General features: G+C 45.8%; 19 protein-coding genes. 10 read left to right on the top strand and 9 right to left on the bottom strand.

Features of this window, described 5'->3' with window-relative positions:
- Positions 1 to 498, bottom strand: a complete 498-nt coding sequence (locus tag K0I73_RS02675; RefSeq protein ID WP_220063010.1) for a MarR family winged helix-turn-helix transcriptional regulator — start codon at positions 496 to 498, stop codon at positions 1 to 3.
- A gap of 198 nt (positions 499 to 696) precedes the next feature.
- Here K0I73_RS02675 and K0I73_RS02670 point away from each other — a divergent pair, with 198 nt between their 5' ends.
- Both K0I73_RS02670 and K0I73_RS02665 read left to right on the top strand, forming a co-directional pair.
- A complete protein-coding gene (locus K0I73_RS02670) occupies positions 697 to 1,596 on the top strand; it encodes a DMT family transporter (RefSeq protein ID WP_220063009.1) in 900 nt (299 codons plus the stop codon).
- A gap of 47 nt (positions 1,597 to 1,643) precedes the next feature.
- A complete protein-coding gene (locus K0I73_RS02665) occupies positions 1,644 to 1,853 on the top strand; it encodes a TOBE domain-containing protein (RefSeq protein ID WP_220063008.1) in 210 nt (69 codons plus the stop codon).
- Positions 1,854 to 2,141: 288 nt separating this feature from the next.
- Here K0I73_RS02665 and K0I73_RS02660 read toward each other — a convergent pair whose 3' ends face one another.
- Together K0I73_RS02660 and K0I73_RS02655 are read right to left on the bottom strand one after the other, a co-directional pair.
- The gene (locus K0I73_RS02660) at positions 2,142 to 2,321 is read right to left on the bottom strand and encodes a hypothetical protein (RefSeq protein ID WP_220063007.1); all 180 of its coding nucleotides are present in this window, start codon (positions 2,319 to 2,321) and stop codon (positions 2,142 to 2,144) included.
- Between the two features lie 407 nt (positions 2,322 to 2,728).
- Entirely contained in the window at positions 2,729 to 4,585 is a 1,857-nt protein-coding gene (locus K0I73_RS02655; protein WP_220063006.1) for a sensor histidine kinase, read from the bottom strand.
- 200 nt (positions 4,586 to 4,785) lie between these two features.
- Between K0I73_RS02655 and K0I73_RS02650 the strand changes: the two genes are divergently transcribed.
- Both K0I73_RS02650 and K0I73_RS02645 read left to right on the top strand, forming a co-directional pair.
- The gene (locus K0I73_RS02650; protein ID WP_220063005.1) at positions 4,786 to 5,373 is read left to right on the top strand and encodes a response regulator transcription factor; all 588 of its coding nucleotides are present in this window, start codon (positions 4,786 to 4,788) and stop codon (positions 5,371 to 5,373) included.
- Positions 5,374 to 5,539: 166 nt separating this feature from the next.
- Complete coding sequence (locus tag K0I73_RS02645) at positions 5,540 to 7,549, top strand: TonB-dependent receptor (RefSeq protein ID WP_258405269.1); 2,010 nt, start codon at positions 5,540 to 5,542, stop codon at positions 7,547 to 7,549.
- 115 nt (positions 7,550 to 7,664) lie between these two features.
- On the opposite strand, the gene K0I73_RS02640 is transcribed toward K0I73_RS02645, so the two are convergent.
- From K0I73_RS02640 to yegS, 3 genes are all read right to left on the bottom strand, one after another.
- Entirely contained in the window at positions 7,665 to 8,195 is a 531-nt protein-coding gene (locus tag K0I73_RS02640; protein ID WP_220063004.1) for a response regulator transcription factor, read from the bottom strand.
- Positions 8,195 to 9,439 (bottom strand): sensor histidine kinase, encoded by a 1,245-nt coding sequence (locus K0I73_RS02635; protein ID WP_434086695.1) that lies wholly within the window; start codon positions 9,437 to 9,439, stop codon positions 8,195 to 8,197. The genes K0I73_RS02640 and K0I73_RS02635 overlap by 1 nt, the downstream gene beginning before the upstream one ends.
- A gap of 225 nt (positions 9,440 to 9,664) precedes the next feature.
- Complete coding sequence (gene yegS, locus K0I73_RS02630; protein ID WP_220063003.1) at positions 9,665 to 10,573, bottom strand: lipid kinase YegS; 909 nt, start codon at positions 10,571 to 10,573, stop codon at positions 9,665 to 9,667.
- A 209-nt stretch (positions 10,574 to 10,782) separates the two neighbouring features.
- On the opposite strand from yegS, the gene K0I73_RS02625 reads away from it, so the two are divergent.
- Together K0I73_RS02625 and K0I73_RS02620 are read left to right on the top strand one after the other, a co-directional pair.
- A complete protein-coding gene (locus K0I73_RS02625) occupies positions 10,783 to 11,451 on the top strand; it encodes an MliC family protein (protein WP_220063002.1) in 669 nt (222 codons plus the stop codon).
- 59 nt (positions 11,452 to 11,510) lie between these two features.
- The gene (locus tag K0I73_RS02620; protein WP_220064229.1) at positions 11,511 to 13,394 is read left to right on the top strand and encodes an alkaline phosphatase D family protein; all 1,884 of its coding nucleotides are present in this window, start codon (positions 11,511 to 11,513) and stop codon (positions 13,392 to 13,394) included.
- 13 nt (positions 13,395 to 13,407) lie between these two features.
- Here the strand turns inward: K0I73_RS02620 and K0I73_RS02615 are convergent, their stop codons facing one another.
- The 3 genes from K0I73_RS02615 to K0I73_RS02605 all read right to left on the bottom strand — a co-directional run bounded on the left by K0I73_RS02615 (position 13,408) and on the right by K0I73_RS02605 (position 16,248).
- Complete coding sequence (locus tag K0I73_RS02615; RefSeq protein WP_220063001.1) at positions 13,408 to 14,316, bottom strand: pseudouridine synthase; 909 nt, start codon at positions 14,314 to 14,316, stop codon at positions 13,408 to 13,410.
- A 76-nt stretch (positions 14,317 to 14,392) separates the two neighbouring features.
- Positions 14,393 to 14,971 (bottom strand): LON peptidase substrate-binding domain-containing protein, encoded by a 579-nt coding sequence (locus K0I73_RS02610; protein WP_220063000.1) that lies wholly within the window; start codon positions 14,969 to 14,971, stop codon positions 14,393 to 14,395.
- A 209-nt stretch (positions 14,972 to 15,180) separates the two neighbouring features.
- A complete protein-coding gene (locus K0I73_RS02605) occupies positions 15,181 to 16,248 on the bottom strand; it encodes a patatin-like phospholipase family protein (protein WP_258405268.1) in 1,068 nt (355 codons plus the stop codon).
- A gap of 116 nt (positions 16,249 to 16,364) precedes the next feature.
- Between K0I73_RS02605 and K0I73_RS02600 the strand changes: the two genes are divergently transcribed.
- The 4 genes from K0I73_RS02600 (at position 16,365) to K0I73_RS02585 (ending at position 21,011) form a co-directional block, all read left to right on the top strand.
- Positions 16,365 to 16,820 carry a hypothetical protein gene (locus K0I73_RS02600; RefSeq protein WP_220062998.1) on the top strand — a complete coding sequence of 152 codons (456 nt, stop codon included), beginning with the start codon at positions 16,365 to 16,367 and terminating at the stop codon, positions 16,818 to 16,820.
- A gap of 76 nt (positions 16,821 to 16,896) precedes the next feature.
- Positions 16,897 to 17,919: a DUF3080 family protein gene (locus tag K0I73_RS02595; RefSeq protein WP_220062997.1), complete on the top strand. Its 1,023-nt coding sequence runs from the start codon at positions 16,897 to 16,899 to the stop codon at positions 17,917 to 17,919.
- Between the two features lie 64 nt (positions 17,920 to 17,983).
- The gene (locus K0I73_RS02590) at positions 17,984 to 18,445 is read left to right on the top strand and encodes a NanQ anomerase/TabA/YiaL family protein (protein ID WP_220062996.1); all 462 of its coding nucleotides are present in this window, start codon (positions 17,984 to 17,986) and stop codon (positions 18,443 to 18,445) included.
- A 289-nt stretch (positions 18,446 to 18,734) separates the two neighbouring features.
- Positions 18,735 to 21,011 (top strand): aminotransferase class V-fold PLP-dependent enzyme, encoded by a 2,277-nt coding sequence (locus tag K0I73_RS02585; protein WP_220062995.1) that lies wholly within the window; start codon positions 18,735 to 18,737, stop codon positions 21,009 to 21,011.
- Positions 21,012 to 21,147: the final 136 nt, after the last annotated feature.

Below are 21,147 nucleotides of genomic sequence, written 5' to 3'. Positions count from 1 at the left end.
TTATGGCTCAAACTGGAGTAGCCACTGTTTAAACAGGGTATTAAGTAGCACTTTGTCTTCGGCAGATAATCCCTGAGTCAGTTGCTGTTGAATCGCGACATGGGCTTCAACGGCCTTATCAATTAAACCCAAGCCTTCAGCGGTTAACGCTACCTTTACACTGCGACGATCTTGAGTGCAGTGAGTGCGCTCGATCAATCCCTTGCTTTCTAGCTTATCGACGCGATTAGTCATAGCGCCAGAGGTCAACATCATTGACGACAGCAGATCAGAAGGGGTCAATGAATAAGGCTCACCATTGCGGCGAATAGTGGCCAACACATCAAACTCTCCCATCGTCAATCCAAACTGTTTGTGGCATGCAGATATGTCTGCTTCAATATGTTTAAACAGCCTCATCATGCGCCCCAATATTGCCATAGGCACAGTATCTAACTGAGGTTTTTCCTTCGCCCACTGGGCTACAAGGTTATCAACATCATCTTGAATCGAATTCATATTTTATATCGCCCTACAGAGAAATTATGACTCAGCCTATCGCCTAAATGCATATCATCTAGTCGCACGCTCTATCATATCTTAAATGAACAACCTTATCTTGATGCGAAGATAATTAACTGTGAGATACTTTACAAAGAGTAAATTTAAGCGCAAACTAATTATCTTCACATAAAGATACTCTTTATAGAGGTAAATATGAATGTACTGTTGGCTATGATCCCAGCCTTTTTCTGGGGAACCACTTATGCTATGACCCAGTTCACTTTGCCAGATTGGCCACCACTACTGCTTGGCGCACTTCGTGCATTGCCAGCTGGCTTGATATTACTAGCCATAAAGCCAACATTGCCACAACGGCAAGATTGGTCGATGTTACTCAAACTCGGCTTTATTAATATAGCGACCTTTTTCAGCCTAATATTTGTGATGGCACTGACATTGCCATCGGCAATATCTGGGGTTGGAATGATCTCTGTCCCCGTATTTGCCATGTTATTTCATTGGATGATCAGCAAACGTCGCCCGGGTAAAGTCCCCTCATTCTTTGGCGCATTATTAATTATACTGGCTTGGTTTCTGTTTGATCCTAGCGCCATTAACCTCAACCCCATTGGGCTTGCGGCCATGTTAGCGGCAATTGGATGCATCATAGTCGGGAGCACGATCACCAAAGCGCTAGGCAACCGAATTCATTGGTGGACGGTATTAACTTGGCAATTGATTTTAGGCGGCACAATTCTGACATTAGTCGCGTTTATTCACAGTTTAATTGAACCCCAAAGCTACATAGAGAGCATGAGTCGATTCAACTTAAACAATGGGATAGGGCTAATGTGGATCATACTTCTCAATACCGTACTGGGATACATAATGTATGTCTGGTTACTGCAACGCATGAGCGTCGTTGATTTTACCTTTGGTGGTATCGCTAACCCTGTCGCGGGTATCGTCGCGGGCATGGTCCTATTAAATGAAACATTTACCCCACATCAATATCTCCTTATGACTGGCATGATATTAGCGTCATTAATGCCTCAAATTATTGATATAATTAGGCAAAAAATCAGATTAAGAGATACTAAGCAATCTGCTTAACTAAGTGTTAAACTTTAGCTTTATCGTTCAAATCATGGAGTATTCGAATGAAGATAAGCGCGCGTAACACGTTAACAGGCAAAATAAAGGCAATCGAAATCGGGTCAGTTAACAATGAAGTCGTGATTGAACTCGCACCGGGTGTAGAGATCACATCAGTGGTAACCAAGAAATCTTGTGAACAGCTCGGGCTTGTAGTGGGTGGCAGTGCTTATGCCATCATCAAAGCGAGTAATGTTATGGTTGCTGTTGACTAACACGACATAAAATAGCGGTAATAGAGCCAATATTATCGCTATTTTCAACTGATAACTAACGAGGAAATGTTGCTTAAATAAATCAAAGCTTGGGTCGATAACCACCAAGCAGCAAACTCCTCTAAGCTCTTCTCCCTGTTCCCCTTGACGATTAGCTCTGACCGCTAAACACGATGGTAATAAAAAAGCGCCTGAAAAGCGCTAAACTCTCGCTAAGCGATCAGATCTTGATACTGATTGGTATTAAACTTATATTCGTTAGCCTAACGAGCAGCAATGGTTTAATAATCAGTTATATCCCAGCACGTAGCAATCAGGCTCTTCATCTTTAAGATCTGTCTCGTCACCATCTAATATCCGCTTAAGAAATAAATTACGCTGCCTTTTGAAATGGTCAGACTCTTTCTCTGATAACGTCGATGCTTGATTGAAGTTGTTTTCCATAATACATACCAAATGTTCATTCATTAATAATTGCCTAACGCTAATTAAGCATTTGGCAGCACAGTAAAACTCACGGAGCGTTTGATTTATCAAACACCACAGTACTGATTTATAGCGTTAACTCATCGTTTGTCAAACAATTTTTTTGGTCATACAACTGAACCAAAAAACAGCAAGAACATCAAAATAAATTAGCAAAACTCTAATTTTAAACAACAAACATAACTGTATTTTGTATTCAAAACACCTAAAAAAATAAACCAGCCCCCAGAATGCCCTATAAAAAATAATTAATTAATCTCTGATGTTCATCAAATTCATGCGCTCATTAAAACAAACACCTGTTTGAATATGTGATTCTATTGGTACCGAATGGCAACGATACGGGTCGTAAAGTTAGCCTCGATGGCTGACCTAAATCTCAGACAAAATTATAGACTCGGGTCATATTTAGGCAGCTTGATGGTTACCACACATCCCTCGGTCCAAGGTAGATCATCCAATTCGTTACAATTATCAAGACTAAAATCACCTTTGTGCTGGCTAATGACATCTCGACAGATGGATAATCCAAGCCCTAGTCCATCATCTTTGGTCGAACAAAACGATGCCATTAGCTCTTGGGGTTGACGTTGTAGGCCTGGACCATTATCTATAATTTTCACAATGGCCTGGCTGGCATCATAGCGAAGCGTCACTGATATTTGCTTATCTTTGCCACTTTGAACCTCATTCATAGCATCCAGACTATTTTTAATCAGATTAGCTAACACTTGGCTAAGCCCCACTTCATCACCCAGAATGGCGAAACGTCTGCCAGTGATCTGCTGCAATAATGTGACCTTGTGAAGGGCAAACTCTCTTCGAAATAACACTAGAGAGTTATTAATCACCTCGTCTAAGGTGATGCTTTCGTAACTGGATCGGCTTCGTTTCAGCAGGCTTCGAATACGATGAACTACCGCCCCGGCTCTTGTGGATTGCGCATTTATCTTCGCCAGCAGCTCATACAGTGCTGAGTCACTGTCTCCACTATGATTAAGTTGCATCATTCCACCTTCGCTGTATTGCGTAATAGCAGCGATAGGCTGATTAAGTTCATGTGCGAGTCCCGAGCCAATTTCACCGAGAATCGCCGCGCTCTGCATACGTTCAAGCTGTAATGCCTTGTCTTTGAGCTGGCGTTCAGTCTCAATAAGAAACTCGCTTTTCTGCCTAAATTTGTACTCTAACCACAGATGATAAATCGTCGACACCAAGAAGAGCATGAGGATGGCTAATCCCCACTCTTTATTACGCTGCATCCATTTTAAAAAGGTCTGATGCAGCGGCGGAGGTGGTGCCTTTAGTTGTAACTCTTTGAACAGCTTAATCACCTTTAGCTGACTAATTGGCGCCGTCCAGCCCAATGTTTTTGCTCTGATCGCGGCGGGGTGATCCGATGGCAACGCATAAAGCGCTTGGGTAATTTTTTGGGTGATCTCAGAAGGGACGGTATCGGCGGCGGCAAATGACCAGTTGGGATATAGCTGAGTACTCACTATACAATCATAGCCTGCCGGCATTGTCGGGTGGATAACCCTAAAGTCGGCCTGATTCACTAGGCCGTCTTCAATCATCTCCTCTAGCGTACAAAAAGGCGTGATCGCCGCATCCACTGTTCCATCACGCACCTGATAGACAATAGGTTCTAATGGAAAGCCTAAAAAGCGTAGCGAACCAAAGTAATTCTCAGGGTTATAACCCATTTTGTGGAGTAGCCCAATAGCAGCCTGATAGCCGCCCAATGCTTGTGGATCACTTGCCACAAGGTGCTTTCCTTCTAAATCTTTTAGCGTGTATATCTGACTATCCGAACGCACAATAATGGTCGAGCCAATGGCAAACGTAGCCCCACCATGTTGGTGGCTCTTCATCGTTGCTAACCATGAAAGCGGAAAATTACTGCTGAGATTAAAATATTGCCCAGGATTGGTCACAATAAACTGCAGTTCATGGGCAAGTAGCTGCCGACTCATCTCATCGAAATCAACGGGTACCACCTCAAAACGAGTTCCCCGAACCGATTGGGACAGGTAATCCATCATCGGCTGCCAACGCCAAATCCCTTTCTGCACCCCGTGATTAGCCAGCACACCCACTCTAAAATGTAAGGGTTCAACGACAACGCTATCTTGATTTTCATCGACTGATGATGTCACCCCATAAACCGCAGTGCTATGGCTAAAGACCAAGGCAAACGCAAAACAAATAGATATTTGTTTCCATTTCTGTAGGGGATTTATCATCTTGCTCTCATCAATATGGCAGAACGGCTAATTTAGGAGAAAAAGCCAATAATTGATGTGAGTCGTCGCAAACTACAATCGCTAATATAACCTTAAAATGTTGGTTTAGTGATCGGCTTCAAAGCTCTATAACATCCTGTTGCCAGCCAAGTGATGAGTGACATACTCTGTAGCTGTTTGGATGATAAAGATAAGCTCAAATGAAACAACAATCTCCTCTGTATCTCGTTGATGATGACGAAGCAGTTCTTGATTCGCTTGGCTTTATGCTGCGCCAATTCGGCTTTGTGTTAACTCCCTTTGTTTCCGGGATCGACTTCTTAAACACTGTTGATCTAACACAGGCGGGATGCGTCATTCTCGACAGTCGAATGCCAGAAATCACAGGTCAAGCGCTGCAACAGCGCCTGCTCGATGCCAATAGCCCACTAGGCATCATCTTTTTAACGGGTCATGGCGATCTTCCTATGGCCGTATGCGCTTTTCGCAAAGGAGCCTGTGATTTCTTCCAAAAGCCCGTATCGGGACAAGCCCTGGCCGAAGCGATAAATAAGAGCATGACTCATAGTCAACAGCACTATGAGACGCTGCAATTAAAACAGAATCTAGCCAAATTAACTGAACGCGAGCATCAGGTGCTCGAGCTGTTAGTGCAAGGCAAGACCAATAAGCAGATCTCCGAAGCACTATTCCTATCTCTTCGAACAATTGAAGTGCATCGCTCTAATGTGATGAAAAAGCTCAAGGTTCACAACATGGCTGAATTAGCAAAATACAGCCAAATTTAATTTTACTTTGCCACCGACTTAGCCTGCGACACCTTGTCGCACTATCAGACATTATCTTTGTCAGCGGTTATCTGTACTGACACAATTGTCACATATTAATGATAACCAAAACAAAAACATGACATTACGCCTCTCTTATTTAGCCCTTTCTATTAGCGCTACCCTAATGACTGCACCTGCAGTCGTAGCGCAAGAGTCTGTATTTGAAATTATTGAAGTCACCGGAAGCCATCAGGGGAGCTACAGCACTGTCACTCCAGAAGCCAGCACTCCTGTTGCCGATATTAGTGGCCTGCTCTCAAAGCTGCCCGGTACAGAGGTCAATGGTAACGGGCCACTAACGGGCATAGCCCAATATCGAGGTCTGTTTGGTGACCGAGTCAATACAAAGGTCAACGGCGTTTCACTCGCGGGCGCAGGCCCCAACGCGATGGACACACCACTTAGCTATGCGAGCTTAATCAATAGTGAACGCGTAGAGATGACCCGAGGTATTGCCCCCGTTTCAGCAGGCGCTAATACCATTGGTGGAAGCGTAAAGGTTGTTGAATCACAAGCTTCATTCGATGATGTTAGCGGCAAGGTCGCGGCGCAATATCAAGACAACGGCGAGCAATCCCATATAGGAGCAAAAGCCAACCTTGGTAATAAAAAACATGCGGTATTGGTCTATGGCGACCAGATGCAAGGTAATGACGATCAACAAACAGGCACAAGCCTTGCGATTTCACCGACAACTTACGATAAAACCATTGTGGGTGGCCAATACCGGTTTAACTTAAGTAACAATTCCGTAAACGATGAATCCATCGCCATCGGCTATCAACACTTAGAAACTACCGATGCAGGAACGCCAGCACTGCCGATGGATATTGATTTTATTCGTACCGACAGAGTTAAAGTAGAAGGACAGCATGATCTTAGCGACTGGGATCTGAATTGGCATCTAGCCTATAGCGATGCTCGCCATGGCATGAATAACTTCAGTGAACGAGTTAAAAACGATAATGTTAGTGCGCGCTATAACAATGCCGAAAGTGAAAGTTATGACAGCGCACTGTCTCTGGCTAAAGATGCTTGGATCTTCGGATTAGATGCTCAATTGAGTGAGCATAACTCGGTGATCACCGATCCAACCAAACCTATGTTCAGCGTCGATAACTTTAATGGCGTTACCGATAATACCCTCAGCACATTTGGTCAATGGCAGCAGGATATAGACCGATGGAACTGGCAACTTGGATTGCGAGTAAAACACTATCAAACCGATGCCGATGAGGTTAACCACTCGATGGCAGCAAGCATGCCAGCTATCAAGGTATTGATGGACAGATACAACAATAGCGATCGCTCCCAATCACAAACAGGTTTCGACCTAGTGGTTAATGCCCGCTATCGAGTTGATGAATCTCTGAGTTGGATTATCGGACTCGCCCGCAAACAAGATAGTGCAAGTTACCAGCAGCGCTACCTATGGGTACCTATGCAATCGACGGGTGGCCTTGCAGATGGTCGCACCTATGTGGGCAAGATGGACCTCGAGTTAGAAACCGCTTATCAACTAGAGCTAGGCGCCGACTATCACAACGACAGACTCAGCTTGAGTCCACGCATCTTCCTCCATCGTATTGACGACTATATACAAGGGGTAACCGCGACCGATCCCGCCGTCATCATGGCGGCAAAGATGATGGGCGATAATAACCCAATGGAATTTGCCAATGTCGATGCCCAGCTCTTTGGGATGGACATTACCGCGATTTACCAACTAACGCCTCACTGGCAACTAGAGATGCTCGCAAACTATGTCAGCGGTGAACGCCGTGATATCGAGGATAATCTGTATCGCATTGCGCCACCAAAAATTAATTTAGGCCTCAATTATCAGCGTGGTAACTGGTTAGCTCGAATCGAAGGTGTTGCAGTGAGTGGACAAGATAAAGTGTCACAAACTCAACTCGAGCAAACTACCGCAGGCTATGGTCTGGTCAACTTATCACTGGCCTATGATGCCGACAATTGGTTAATAAAAGCAGGTGTAAACAATCTACTCGATCGTGACTATCAAGATCATCTCGCTGGCTACAATCGCGTTGCTAACAGCGATATCTCCATTGGCGAACGTATGCCTGGCGTTGGACTCAATGCTTGGCTGACAGGAGAGTACCGCTTCTAAATACCGGTAAAGTTTATGGGGCCACTCCACTGCGCTTCCCCTTCCCCGAGAACTCCTCTGTACTCGGGGATTTTTTTGGCTCATTATCGATGGCGTTGTCGCAGTGCTATTCACTTCAAGGCGTAACAGGCTTCTTAAGCAATTTACGTTGCAGAGTACGTCGATGCATTCCTAATTGTCTGGCAGTGGCAGAAACATTGCCCTTATTCGCATTCAAGACTTGTTGAATATGTTCCCACTCTACCCGCTTAGGGCTTAATGGCGTCTCATCGACAATGGGATCAACGGCCTTAGAAGCCGCGCAATTAAGTGCATTTAGCAGAGTTTGAGTATCTGCGGGTTTGGCTAAATAGTTATCGGCGCCCATTCGGATCGCCTCAACAGCGGTGGCAATACTGGCGTACCCAGTGAGTAACACCATGACAACCTCGGGTAAAGAGCGTCTTAAGGGTTCGATAAGAGCTAGACCATTATCTTCGGCTAATTTCATATCGAGCAAGAGATGCGTTGGCTTAAACTGCCGCGAACGCAACAATGCGTCTGTCGCATCGTGGGCAAGCTGACACTCAAAGCCATGCTTACTCATTCGCCTGGCTAAAATCGACGCAAAGCTCAGATCATCCTCGACAATCAATAAGCGTTTCATTACGCCTCCTGCGCAGGTAAATGAACTTGGGCGATAGCGCCACTCTCACTATGACTGCGAAGAATGAGCCGCCCGCCTAAACGCTCGAAGCTGGCATGACTTAATAGCAATGCCACACCTAACCCCTTAGGATTATCGATAATCTTATGCCCTAACTGGGTAAGCAATGAACTCGAGATGCCTCTACCAAAATCTCGCACACATATCATTATCTCTCCCGCCTGACACTCAAATGACAGTGTGACCCTGCTATGACCCGTAACCTCTTCACTGGCTCGAGCGCCATTTTCAACTAATGCGAGTAATGCAGGCAACAGACTGGCATCGGTTCTAAGTTGTTTATTGCCATCACAGCGCTTTGAATCTACTTCGAGTTCGACACTAGGCATCAATAACCTCACTTGCTGCTGTAATGCCTCAAGCAATTGATTAATAGAAATAACATTAAACTGCCCCGCACGAATAGATTCCGTGGCTAAGCGTAACTCTGACAGAGTGCTTTCACAGACATTAAGTGCCCCCTGCATCTCATCAAGCACCTGATTGTCACTGTCAGACTCCTCCGTAAGCTCATCGACTAATAGACGTAAACTGCCTATGGGGGTTGCCAATTGATGCGCCATCTGCGCCGACGCTGTACCCAATGCCAACAAACGCTCTTGGCGCAGCTGAGCTTCACGCATATAGGCAAGCTCAGCGTCTTGACGGCGCATGCGTTGGGCGATAAAGGCAACGCTTGTGGTAAGCACTAACGAAGAGATCACAAAGTTGAACCACATGCCTAAGTAATGTGAGCTCATGTCCATGCCGTGGTGCTGCATCTCATGCTCAGGCAGACTAAACAGCATTAAGCTATAGGCTAAGGTTGATAATAGAGTTAACGACCAGGGCGCCCACTTTGGCAACAACACGGCAGCGATGGCAATAGGCAAAAGCAGCAGTGAGATAAACGCATTGGTGGCGCCGCCGGAAAAATAGAGCCAAGTGATCCACAACAATGTGTCGATCAATAGTGCAATAAATAGCCCTGTATCACTGTTAAATAGAGGCTTTCTTAACCAAAAGGTAAAGCCCAGATAGAAGGCTTCTAAAATCAAGGTCAAATTCAACGCGGGGCTATGCAGGGATAAACCAAAGGTGTCGGCCAGCAAGAAGGTTAAACATAACTTTAACGCCAACCCCATCATTCTGAGTAGCGCGAGCTGATCGGCAGCGCGATATCGAGTCGAAGCAAACGTGGACACGCTATTTCCTTATTTAGAGAGGCTAACGCCTAATGAGATGGGAAAAAATGGGCTTCATGATTACTTTTTCGCAATCCCTTAGCTATTTGACCAAGGTAAAAACAGTAGTGTTTAATCATGAGCCATAAGCACTCTACAAGCTGGCAAAAATCCTGTCTATTGTCAGTGAATGAAAGCGCTAAGATGGACAGGATCCTATTTTATCTTACTAATAGCCCAGATTGGCTACAATGACTGACTGCCCGGCCTTAAGGTTGGACAATCTGATGGCAGAACCATTTTAACCGCATCTGCAACAAGCTCAAACTTCACCTCGTTTTCAGAGATGGGTTCACCATCCAAATTAATCGGCATAGGTGGATCACTGCGCCAGCACGCCGAACATTTTTGCGTATAAATAACATATTGATTGTCATCCTTGGGCTCACCAAACTCTTCGATAACTTGAGATAACGCCTCTATTGGAAAATCATGCAGCGCCACTAAATCCATCAAGCCATCATTGATATAGGCATGTGGCGCTAATACTTGGCCGCCTCCAGCTTGGCGACTATTACAGATAGCACCGGCTAGCAGATGACTAGAAGCAGTTTCATCACCGATAATAAACTCGCCTTTATAGGGCTTAAAATTAAGGGCTTGAATCACGCCAGATAAGGTGTAGGCACCACCGCCAAGGAAATTTTTCAATGCCACCGGGGTGTTAGATGTCACTTGCGCGCCAAAGCCACCACTGGCGACGTTGATAACATGACGCTCATTTGCCTTGATAACGTCAATCCAATAGGTATTTCCAGCCGCAGCTAATGACAAGGCCTCAACGAAATCCTCAGGAATAGCGCAAGCCGAAGCAAAATCATTGGCGGTACCTAGTGGAAAGATTGCGACTTCGGGACGCTCGTTTTTCGGGTGCTGCATTAAGGCATCAACCACCTCATTTACAGTACCATCACCACCAGCGGCAATAATCCGCGAACACTGGTCACGAATAGACTCGCTGACCAATCTTGCTATATCGCCAGCTTCGTAGGTTACTCTAACCTCAAGCTCATATTGGTTACGAACCTCTTCAATCGCCAGCCTTACGCCTTCCACTGTCGCTTTCTTACCATTTAATATGATACGTGTTTTCATCTTGGCTACAGCCCCCTCTACATCGCTGACTTTTAATAATGCCCCTTTTACCCTCACTTTAAAAGTGATCGCCCTCCGCTTTGCGCGTTATCGAACAAGTATAGCTAAGATACTGATTAAGTTTAATTAATCGTAAATGTTTGCCGTACGCGGAATGAAGGGATATCCTCTACTGCACTATGGATTTATACCAATCGGGAGCTAACGCCATGAACAAACTGACTTTACTTCCTCTGGCTTTGAGCATCATGTTCGCAGGATGCAGCGTAACGGCAGATAATGGCTCAGCGATCGCTCCCAATGCCTCACCTAACTCTATCTCAACTAAGCATGCCTCACCCGCTCATGTGTCACCCAGCTATGACTGCAACAGTTCATCATTAACGAGCATCGAAACACTTATTTGCCAAGATGATGAACTGGCTACGCTGGATAATCAGATGAGCAAGGTTTATCGGCAAGCGGTGATCAAAGCCAACAATGAATATCCTCCCATCTTAAAAGCAGAACAACGGGGATGGATAAAAGGCCGTAACGATTGTTGGAAAAGTGATGATAAAAAGCTCTGTGTCACCGGTAACTACATTCGCCGTATCACAGAGCTACAAGCTAAATACCGTCTGGTTGCACACTCAAAGCCAATACTTTACACCTGTGATAACACCCCAGCTAACGAGGTTATTGTCACTTACTTTGAGACCTCTCCTGCCAGCCTCATCGCCGAGTATGGTGACAGAGTGTCGTTTATGACGATACAGCCCAGTGCTAGCGGCGCTAAGTATCAAGGTCAAAATGAGCAGCTTTGGGAACATAATGGTGAAGCGATGATCACTTGGGGGTTTCAATCGCCAGAGATGAAATGCAAACTAGCCCAATAGGCCAAAACGGTGCAGGATAGAGTAGACAGAATAACCTAATGGATGAAAATCAACAGATAATGGCACCCGCACTTCCTTTGCTACTAGCCGGTCCAATCCTGCGTCATTGCGATCAAGAAAACTTCACGCTGTGGCTGGTCACCAGCGCGCCTTTACATGATCTCGATTTGTATTTAGGCGCAGAAAAAAGTCATCTAAGCCAAGAAGAGATCCATTATTTTAAATTGGGTGAGCGAGCTCATCAGTACCTGATCCATCTCAATCGCCTGGAGTTAAACCCGCTCAATACCAGCGTAGATTATCGACTTATCGACAGTGTTCACGGTGATCTTTTTAGTGCGGTCGATGGCTTAACCTATTTAAATCAAACTCATCCTCAATTTGTTATCAAGCCAGAAATAGATAAACTCCTGCATGGTTCTTGTCGCAACGCACATCACCATAGCGGCGACGCCTTAGTCGCTTGTGATACATTGCTAGAGCAGGACCTAAGTGAAACCGCCAGACCCGCTCTGCTCATGTTAAGTGGCGATCAAGTTTATGTAGATGATGTGGCAGGCCCTATGCTTTTCGCCATAGGCAAAACCATCGAACTCTTGCAGCTCGATGATGAACATTTTCAACAAACCTCCCTGATTAATAGCAAGCAGATCAGCTATCATCCTGCGGCCATGTATCAAAGGCATAAAAACTTGCTCCCACGTACCGAATATCCAGCAGGGAGCGCTTTAGTACGTTGGTATATTAATCACCCCATATTCACATCATCGATAGCCGAAAACCACTTGACCAGTTTGGCGGAGATCACCGCGCTATACCTGCTCTATTGGTCACCAGAGCTATGGCAGCTGATCGATATTCCCAAGCACGTTAGCGGACTATCGGCCCCTAACAGCAGCCGCTGGCAGCGAGAATGGACCCATTTACTCGAATTTAAGGCGGGACTCACTCAAGTTAGGCGGCTATTGGCTCACCTGCCGACCTATATGATTTTTGACGATCATGATATTACCGACGACTGGAACCTAACCGCAAAATGGGAACAAGCAGCCTACGGCCACCCATTTTCGAAACGTATCATAGGTAATGCATTGATAGGCTACGCCCTGTTTCAAGGCATTGGTAATCAGCCTGAAAAATTTAAATCAGAGATCATCCCCAAGTTAACCACTTTTTTAGCCAGCCCCGATGAGCCGCAACATGATGCCTTAATAGACACCCTGCTAACCTTTGAACGGTGGCACTATAGCCTGAATACTAGCCCTAAACTTGTGGTGCTCGACACACGAACTCAGCGCTGGCGTAGCGAATCGAACCTCGCTAAACCCTCGGGTCTGATGGATTGGGAAGCCTTAATGGAGCTGCAGCAGCAACTTGTCGGTCAAGATAAGGTGATTATCGTCTCGGCGGCGCCGATATTTGGGGTAAAACTGATAGAAGCGGTACAAGGTATCGCCACCTTTTTTGGCGCGTCACTGCTAGTCGATGCTGAAAACTGGATGGCCCACCCTGGTACGGCCAATACGTTACTGAGTATCTTTCAACATCGAAAAACGCCACAGCAGTTTGTGATCCTATCGGGTGATGTGCATTACTCTTTTGCCTATGACATAGGGATCCGATTTCGTTCCATGAGCCCTAAAATTTATCAGATCACCAGCAGCGGGATAAAGAATCAATTTCCCGAAAAACTGTTACCTGTTTTTGATAAGTTAAACGGCTGGCTCTACGGCCATTTTTCCCCGCTAAACTTCTTTACTAAGCGAAAACGTATGTCAATTCGAGGCCGCAGACCAAATGGTCATCGCAGCCAGCGGCTGATCAATAAAAGTGGTGTAGGCTTGGTGACCTTTAGTGCCAATGGCGCCCCGAAACAGATCAGTGTATTGCATGCTGATAACTCCCAAACGCAATTTAACCCACCGAGAAACTGTAAAGAATAGTATTGGTTATTGGTTAAAACTTAAGGTCATCCAGCTGAATATCGATATGGCGACGACTAATAAGGTCGGTAAACTCGACTCTTTGTGCCAATAGCTTTAACGGATGGGTATAATCATCCCCGGCATTGGGTAATAATTGGGGGTAACATCTGTCATTAAGGATGGACATCCCTAGGCTCTGCATATGTACTCTTAGCTGATGGGTTTTACCTGTAATTGGCGACAGTTCAAATCGCCCAATACCATCACAAACCTCCAGCAGAGCAATTTCTGAATGAGAGTTAGCCTCTCCTGCAATCACCTTTCTTAAAAATGAAGGCTCAGCTTTAACTAGCCGATTTTTTACACTCCAGTACACAGGCCGCGCCAGCAGACCATCAGCATATTGCTGGCGAAGCTCAGCCGTTAACGGCGCAAGCGCTTGATAGGTTTTATTGATCGCGCCATCACGAAACAGCCCATGATAGGCGTCTCGATATTGTGGCTCTTTAATCAAAATCACTAGCCCCGCAGTTGCTCTGTCGAGCCTGTGAGCAGGCACTAGTTGTTCGAAACCCGTTTTTATCCGCAAGCGATTGACTAAACACTCGTTAACGTATTGACCACTGGGATGAAGCGCGAGGAAATGCGGCTTGTTGGCAATAATGATTCGCTCATCTTGATAGACAATCGACTCATAGAGCGGAATTTTGGGCTCTTCAACCACTTCACGGTAATAGCACACTCTCTGTTTTGCCACATATTGACTGTCGAGAGTAATCCTATCGCCATTTTGCCAATGCACCTTGCCGTCGAGCACTCTGGCATACCAAACGTCATAGGGAATTTGCGGAAATTGAGCGGTTAAAAACTCAAGCACAGTGGCTGGAGCATGCTGACGTAAAGGTAATACAACTGAGGATGCCTGAGTCGCCCGAACCATAGATATACTGCCTAAGAAAGTGCTGCCAAAAACAAAGAGGCGGCTATGTTAGCAAAAATAGATAACCGCGATCAGATTAATGACCTACATGGGACTTAATTAATTCGAGTACAAAGTTCATGGTTTTGTGGCAATCAGGTTGGTTAACTAAGACTTGCTTGTCTCTGTTATACAGAGGTAACACTTCTAACCAACGTTGGCTCACCCAAGTTGCGTCCTCAAGATGGAGATCGCCATAAAGCTCAAACAGTGCAGGATTAACATCATAAAACTGCTGTAACGCCGCACTAATGAGTTCAAATTCGCCTTGGATTGGCTCCTCTTGCCAATTGCTGCAAGCTAACGTCCTCGCTATCCAATTGCCATCTCGGCGTTTTGCTGCAGACAGGATCTTAACCCTTTGCTTCCCTTCTAAAACAACACCTAAAGAGTCATCATCCAATTGATTAAAATCGATAATTTCACACTGGGTTGCTATGGGATAACAGGGGGGAGTTTCATTGAGTTTACTCATCGCAAACGCCAATGAATAATGACCTTTTAGCACTTCGGCGATTAAACTCAAAGCACTCGGTCCCGCAACTCGTATTTCAATCCTGCCGCCAGGCAACAGTAGATCATCACGAGTGATTAACGCCATCTCTTGAGTTAACATAGCAACCTCCTTCTCCAGGGTCACTCGCCTAACACACCTCTCAAAAGCGGTTGAATTTTGACCTGAAGCAATAATAGTAAAGTGTAGCAGCTAGCAAAAATTGCTGCTGTAAACTCATTACTGAATTAGGCTAACCATGCCAATCAAACGGCACTCCATTCTCTCATTAGACCTAGGCATAAGCCATTTTGTTGCAGTGATGACTCAATCTAAAACGGCTCCATATGTTGTGCGATCTCACCTCTTTGCCAAATGGCATAAAAATCATCGGCTAACACCCGACTCATGGTCGCGGCTTGTTGCCAGTAGCGAATTCTTTCATCACTGCTTAAACATGAAAAATCCCGACGATCGGGCAATTTTCCGTAGGGTAAAGCGGCAAGGAACTCATGGCTTGGCACCAAAATTAACGCATTATGATAATTGGCTTTGGCACGACGCCAAGATAGGGATTTATCAAACCAGCCAGGCAATATATTGCTGTTAAAGTGCGGATAGAGGGTCAACCCATCCGCGCCCTCAATCGGCAGGTCAAAGTGATAATCGGTAATCCCACCGTCATAGTAGTCACCTTTTGGTGCACCAGAGATCTGTTTAACGGGCGCTAATACCCAAGGGATAGATCCCGTAGCGAGCAAAACTTGCTTAATGTTATTTGGTCCGAGATCCACATAATGGCTCGGTAGGTCTTGCAGTGAGGAAAAAGGAGAATCGACGAGCTCACGACCAAAAAGATAGCGCTGAAAATGCAGCCCTAAGGTTTTTCGGCTTAGCAGGTTGCTTATCGCTGTGGTTGTCAGCCCTAAGCCTAATGCCACACGATTAGGCAGAGCACTTAAATGTCTCGCTCTGCACGCAATAAAGTGACTATTAATGATTGGGTTATCAAGGATATCCCGACCTGCATTATCGCCCAATATCTCATCAATAATCCCTGTAACTTGATCCGAGACTTGGCGAGGTGTCGGCTTCACATCATATCGCTGCTGAATATAGGCTCGCTCTAAGCGATCATAGGCCAAGAGCGGATCATCTTGTGCCAGACAAGCTAAACGCCATGCCCCAGATGATGCACCTAAGGTATGTAGCGGTTTATCTCTATCTTTAAAAAACTCACTAAATAGCAGACGATCTAAAGCCGCAAGCCCGATCCATTTAGGGCCACCCGATGCCGCCAGCAATTGAGAAAATAGTGCAGGATTCAGGCCTCGCTCACGGATCAGTTTAAAGGCCGTTGGGCCCGCAAGAAAACGAACTCTTGGCTTAAAATTAGGCACCCTGCGGTCTCCCTCTATTTTGTAAAAAAATAGCATATTAAAGGAATTTTACTTGGGTTGTCATTGGTCAGTGTTCTAAAATACCGCTGTGGCAGGAAGTCACAGGGAGAACGACAATGGATACGTTACACGAAAACATCTGCATTAGGCCCTATAAAACCTTAGGGCGTTTTATTATTACCCTAACGATAGTATTGGTTGGCATTAACTTTTTTATTAAGCAACGAGAGAGCTTCGCAGAATACCTGCTATTTGCAGCATATAGCATTGCAATGCTTTATTGGGCCGTAGCGATTAACAGCCAAAAAATCATTTTCTCGGCTAAGTCGGTTAACTTTATCAAGATGTCTGTAGAGAGTGATTTCACTCAGCCTCGCGATCTGCGGTTAAGTTTTGATGAGATAAACTCAGTTCGCCTGCTCGGTGATCATCTGTTTATTCATGGCACAAGAGGCAAAATCAGCTTTCCACTAAAGCCTCACTCCAAAACTGCTGCTGCACTCAAGTCAGCCTTTGAAACTCATGGCATCGCCTTTGAGGTCAACTCTAGCCTAGTCATGCACAAGCCCTAGCGCACAGACAATGATGTTACCGATGCGCTTAGCCGCTATATTGTAAGATAAATTTATGCAGCGGGGCGATGCGATTATGACTGCAAAAACAGCAGCCCTCATACTTATAGCGGCGTTTTTACTTTGTGGCTGTCAGCCAGATAGAGATGCCGACTACGTTTGGCATGATTACACCAAACGGCTTGAAGCAGTATTAGAGGTTCCGTTCGAGTCGACCGACTTTGCCCCATTAATCTTGCCTAAAGCCGCTCACCAAATGCCTTCACGTTTGAACATCTCAATCTTACAAAGCTTTAAGCTCAACCATTGTAAACTCGGTGAACTCATTGCGAACCACAACAGTTCCCTTGGCAAGGTCGCGCCCCCAAGCCAACGACTCATTTATCATATTCGTTTTATTCAACTCGCCCCTGCATGCATAGCAAGCCTTGACGATGCGGCACTCATCGCCACACAGAGGCAAGGCCTTGCGCAAAAGCAGCAGCAGGCGCTCGATGTTTTTATCCAAATGCTGACACGCGATAGAAGCATCAACAAGCGGTTATTCATCGGTTACGACTCGCTCACGCTAGATGAGATGCAGTATGGTAGGCTTGAATTTGAGAGTGCACTGACTCAGCTCAATGGCATTAAGCTGCAGATCATCACCCAAGATTGGCAGCAAATTGAAATCGATGATTTAGAGCAGACCTTAGCTATCTTTCACCGTCATCCCCTACTCAACCAATACCTAAGATCACTATCGGTGAGTGTGTTTGAGCTGAGGGAACTCAATGATTATTTATTTCAACATCAAGCCCGCGCCGCTTGCCGTCCGGGCCATGCAAATCAGCAACAAACAATTTTGCAAAATGTGTTTCACAAATACTATCTGGCTCAAACTCAGGCTTATCTATCCCAACTAAATCAACTGCATTACCGTTTAAGTCAGCCGATGCAGCAACTTTTTGAGGGCACCATTTATCAGGACTATGTTAATGCTCACTTTGCTGATGACGACGATGCCTTGCCCGCACAACTCAAACGGCAGATGAAGCACCACGTTAAATGGTGGAAGGATTTTAGGCAATCATGCAATATTGCTATCCCCGGAAGCTAATGCTACCTAGAGCGCTAAAAAGCTTGCTAAACTAATCCTTTATTTAACTCACCGACTTTTAGCCATGATAGTAGACACTCTCGATAATATTGAACAATACACCCACCTTGGTCCACGCATCGCTACAGCACTTAAGCACTTGGTCGATACCGACTTCAGCCGACTCGAAGTGGGTACCTATGAACTCGACGGCAAAGATCTGTTTGTTATCGTTAACGACTATGAAACTAAGCCAAGAGAAGTGGAGCCTTTTGAGGTACACCGCCGCTATATCGACGTGCAATATGTGGTCAGCGGTGAAGAGGAGTTTGGTTATCTGCCGCTTGCGGATCAGACACCATCAAGACCCTACTTTGAGAAACACGACTACGCAGAGTATGATTATGAGTCCAATAAAGACGGTGCGGCATTTATCCCCTTAAAAGCAGGGATGTTTGCCCTGTTTTTCCCACAAGACATGCATATGCCTGGCACTTCAGCCACACCTAAAACGGTAAGAAAAGTGGTGATTAAAGTAAAAATTTAACACCAAAAGCACCACCTTTAAACCTGTGAAGCAATAGCTAAAGCCTCCATCAACGGGAGGCTCTTTAATATCAACACCACCAAATCGTTCCCATATTTAGCGATATTAACTTCGCTTAAAAACCTCCACAACAAGACTAATACTCCCAACTGCTCCCACCAACTCGCAACCTAAAAATGTGATCTTGATCAATACGCACAACCTGCTAATATAGCCGCATCGAATTAGTTATTCCATTTTGTTATATGGGTCTTTTTTCTAATAATAAAAATAATTTTGTGAGTATCCCATGAGCCAAACCACCAGCCTTAGCCAAATTTATCTCGACGCCAACGCCACTACCCCTGTTCTGCCACAAGCCGCCAAAGCTGCCATGAGCGCGATGGAGGAGCTATTTGGCAATCCATCGAGTAGCCATATCACAGGCCTCAAAGCAAAAAGCCTTATGGAGCAAACCAGACATAATGCAAAGCAATTACTCGGTGCAAACCAAGGCAAAATTATCTTTACCAGCGGCGCAACCGAAGGGATACAAACGGCTATTTTGTCTGCGCTAGTTCACGCTAAGGCATCACTAAAGCCAAACAAAAACTACACCCTACTTTACGGCGCCACAGAACATAAAGCCGTACCGAACTCGTTAGCGCACTGGAACCAACTATTGGGTATCAATGCCGAGCTCAAAGCGATTCCAGTGGACGGCAGCGGTGAGCTGGATCGTGACTTTATCGCCCAAGAGGCGGCGAATGCCTTAATGATCTGCACCATGGCGGTGAATAACGAAACTGGTGTCTACCAAGACTTAGCCGCATTAGACTGCCTCATTCGTCAGCATAATCCCGATCTGTTTTGGATGGTAGATTGCGTCCAAGCACTCGGGAAGCGAGCCTTAAATCTGGCAGAAACCAGCATAGATTACGCACCGTTTAGTGGCCATAAACTCTACGCCCCAAAAGGTATAGGCTTTGTATATATTCGCGAAAGTGCGCCGTTTACCCCATTTATTGCAGGCGGTGGTCAAGAGGGCGGCCTTCGTTCTGGCACCGAAAATCTGCCTGGTATGGCGGCGTTAAACGTGGTGTTTGAGATGCTGCTCAACCAGGATGATAGTGCGTTCTTTCCAATAGCAAGCTTGCATAGCTACCGGACGCAGCTCACCCAGGCGCTGCAGCGCGCATTTCCAACCATTGTATTTAACCACAGCTTTAGCAATAGCGTTCCCACCACACTCAATTTCGCCGTGCCGGGTTTTAGTAGTAAAGAGATCATGAATCTGTTCGATGCCGCCAATATTAGTGTCAGCTCAGGTTCTGCCTGTAGCTCGAAAGTCACACGCAGCTTTGTTCTCGATGCCATGGGATTGCCCGCGTGGCAAAGCGAATCCGCCATTCGCCTCTCATTTGGCCCCGCCATGACACAAGCAGAAGTCGATCTAGCCTGCGAGCGAATTCAATCGGCCGCTAATGCCCTTGGCAATAGTTGTCTATCATTAAAGATTGATGCGAATGTGCAGGATAAAACCCCACTCAATGGTTTAGTACAGCTCAAGTCAGGTGCTAGTTGCACTTGGATTTATGCCGATCACAAGAGTAAACAAGCGCTGATCATCGACCCTCTGCCAGAGCTAGAGCAGCGCATTGACACCCTGTTGCAGTGTCAGCAATTAACGCCTATCGCCTTTATCGACACTCATGGTCACGCCGATCATGTCTCGGGCCGCGCTGCATTAGCCGAGCGCTACTTACCGCTGCAGGCAGCCGATCACCTTGGTTGGCCAGCAGACCATACATTAACCGATATTGGCGGTCGCCCAGTGCAAGCGGTTAAGCTTGGCGAGTTGACACTGATTAAGCTGGCCACACCAGGCCACACCAAAGACAGCATCAGCCTATTGCTGGTTAACCCACAAGGCACTGTCTTGTTTGCCTTCTGCGGTGACATGATATTAATGGGCAGCCTAGGCAGAACCAACTTTGATTCCAGCTGTGCTAAACAGATGTTTTACAGCCTAAAACTGCTGCACAGCTTGATTGGCAACCACACCTTATTGTGCCCAAGCCACGACTACAATAATGAGTTTACCACCAGTTTTGGCGCTGAGTTTACTCGTAATGCACTGCTTGACGAGACCATCAATGGCGTGATGCCAGTTGGCCTATTTGAGCAGCAAAAAGCGCAACTCGATACCCATCTCAATGATGAGATGGGCACAGAGATCATCTGCGGTGCCTACACTGGAAGTTGCGATAAAGCCGTGATCAAAGAGTACGATGCTAGCAGTCTTAAGCAGCAGTTTCAGCAAGCACGGACAATCAAACTCCTGGATATTCGTGAGCCCCATGAATACGCTTTGCAACATGAACTCGGTGAATTGAGCGAACACAGCATTAATATCCCAATGACACGACTGGTGCAGTTTATTCAGCAGCATCAGCATGACAAGCAAGATGAGTGGGTCTTAGTCTGTCGTAGTGGTAGTCGCTCTATGGTGGCGGCTCAAGCCATGCACCGCCTAGGTTTTAGCAACATAGCTCACCTTAAAGGTGGCTATGCATTAAGTAGTTAACCTATCGTTTCAAAAAAAGGGCGCGGATTGTCACCAATCCAGCGCCCTTTTTAGCTCATTTAAATTGATTGTGATACAGCTTGACTCAACAGGTGTATACACTGCCTCCACCAGCCAATTTCATGCAGCGAGTGCC

This window comes from Shewanella mesophila, assembly GCF_019457515.1.
GTDB classification, from domain to species: domain Bacteria; phylum Pseudomonadota; class Gammaproteobacteria; order Enterobacterales; family Shewanellaceae; genus Shewanella; species Shewanella mesophila.
Note: the sequence above shows the minus strand (reverse complement) of the source record. Positions and strands in the feature narration are given on the sequence as shown.

Coding starts and splice junctions, on each gene's coding strand:
- K0I73_RS02640 (WP_220063004.1), bottom strand. CDS start 8,195: ATGAAACGCTTATTGATTGTCGAGGATGATCTGAGCTTTGCGTCGATT.
- K0I73_RS02600 (WP_220062998.1), top strand. CDS start 16,365: ATGGATACGTTACACGAAAACATCTGCATTAGGCCCTATAAAACCTTA.
- K0I73_RS02650 (WP_220063005.1), top strand. CDS start 4,786: ATGAAACAACAATCTCCTCTGTATCTCGTTGATGATGACGAAGCAGTT.
- K0I73_RS02585 (WP_220062995.1), top strand. CDS start 18,735: ATGAGCCAAACCACCAGCCTTAGCCAAATTTATCTCGACGCCAACGCC.
- K0I73_RS02665 (WP_220063008.1), top strand. CDS start 1,644: ATGAAGATAAGCGCGCGTAACACGTTAACAGGCAAAATAAAGGCAATC.
- K0I73_RS02655 (WP_220063006.1), bottom strand. CDS start 4,585: ATGATAAATCCCCTACAGAAATGGAAACAAATATCTATTTGTTTTGCG.
- K0I73_RS02620 (WP_220064229.1), top strand. CDS start 11,511: ATGGCACCCGCACTTCCTTTGCTACTAGCCGGTCCAATCCTGCGTCAT.
- K0I73_RS02595 (WP_220062997.1), top strand. CDS start 16,897: ATGACTGCAAAAACAGCAGCCCTCATACTTATAGCGGCGTTTTTACTT.
- K0I73_RS02660 (WP_220063007.1), bottom strand. CDS start 2,321: ATGAATGAACATTTGGTATGTATTATGGAAAACAACTTCAATCAAGCA.
- K0I73_RS02610 (WP_220063000.1), bottom strand. CDS start 14,971: ATGTTAACTCAAGAGATGGCGTTAATCACTCGTGATGATCTACTGTTG.
- yegS (WP_220063003.1), bottom strand. CDS start 10,573: ATGAAAACACGTATCATATTAAATGGTAAGAAAGCGACAGTGGAAGGC.
- K0I73_RS02675 (WP_220063010.1), bottom strand. CDS start 498: ATGAATTCGATTCAAGATGATGTTGATAACCTTGTAGCCCAGTGGGCG.
- K0I73_RS02670 (WP_220063009.1), top strand. CDS start 697: ATGAATGTACTGTTGGCTATGATCCCAGCCTTTTTCTGGGGAACCACT.
- K0I73_RS02625 (WP_220063002.1), top strand. CDS start 10,783: ATGAACAAACTGACTTTACTTCCTCTGGCTTTGAGCATCATGTTCGCA.
- K0I73_RS02645 (WP_258405269.1), top strand. CDS start 5,540: ATGACTGCACCTGCAGTCGTAGCGCAAGAGTCTGTATTTGAAATTATT.
- K0I73_RS02590 (WP_220062996.1), top strand. CDS start 17,984: ATGATAGTAGACACTCTCGATAATATTGAACAATACACCCACCTTGGT.
- K0I73_RS02615 (WP_220063001.1), bottom strand. CDS start 14,316: ATGGTTCGGGCGACTCAGGCATCCTCAGTTGTATTACCTTTACGTCAG.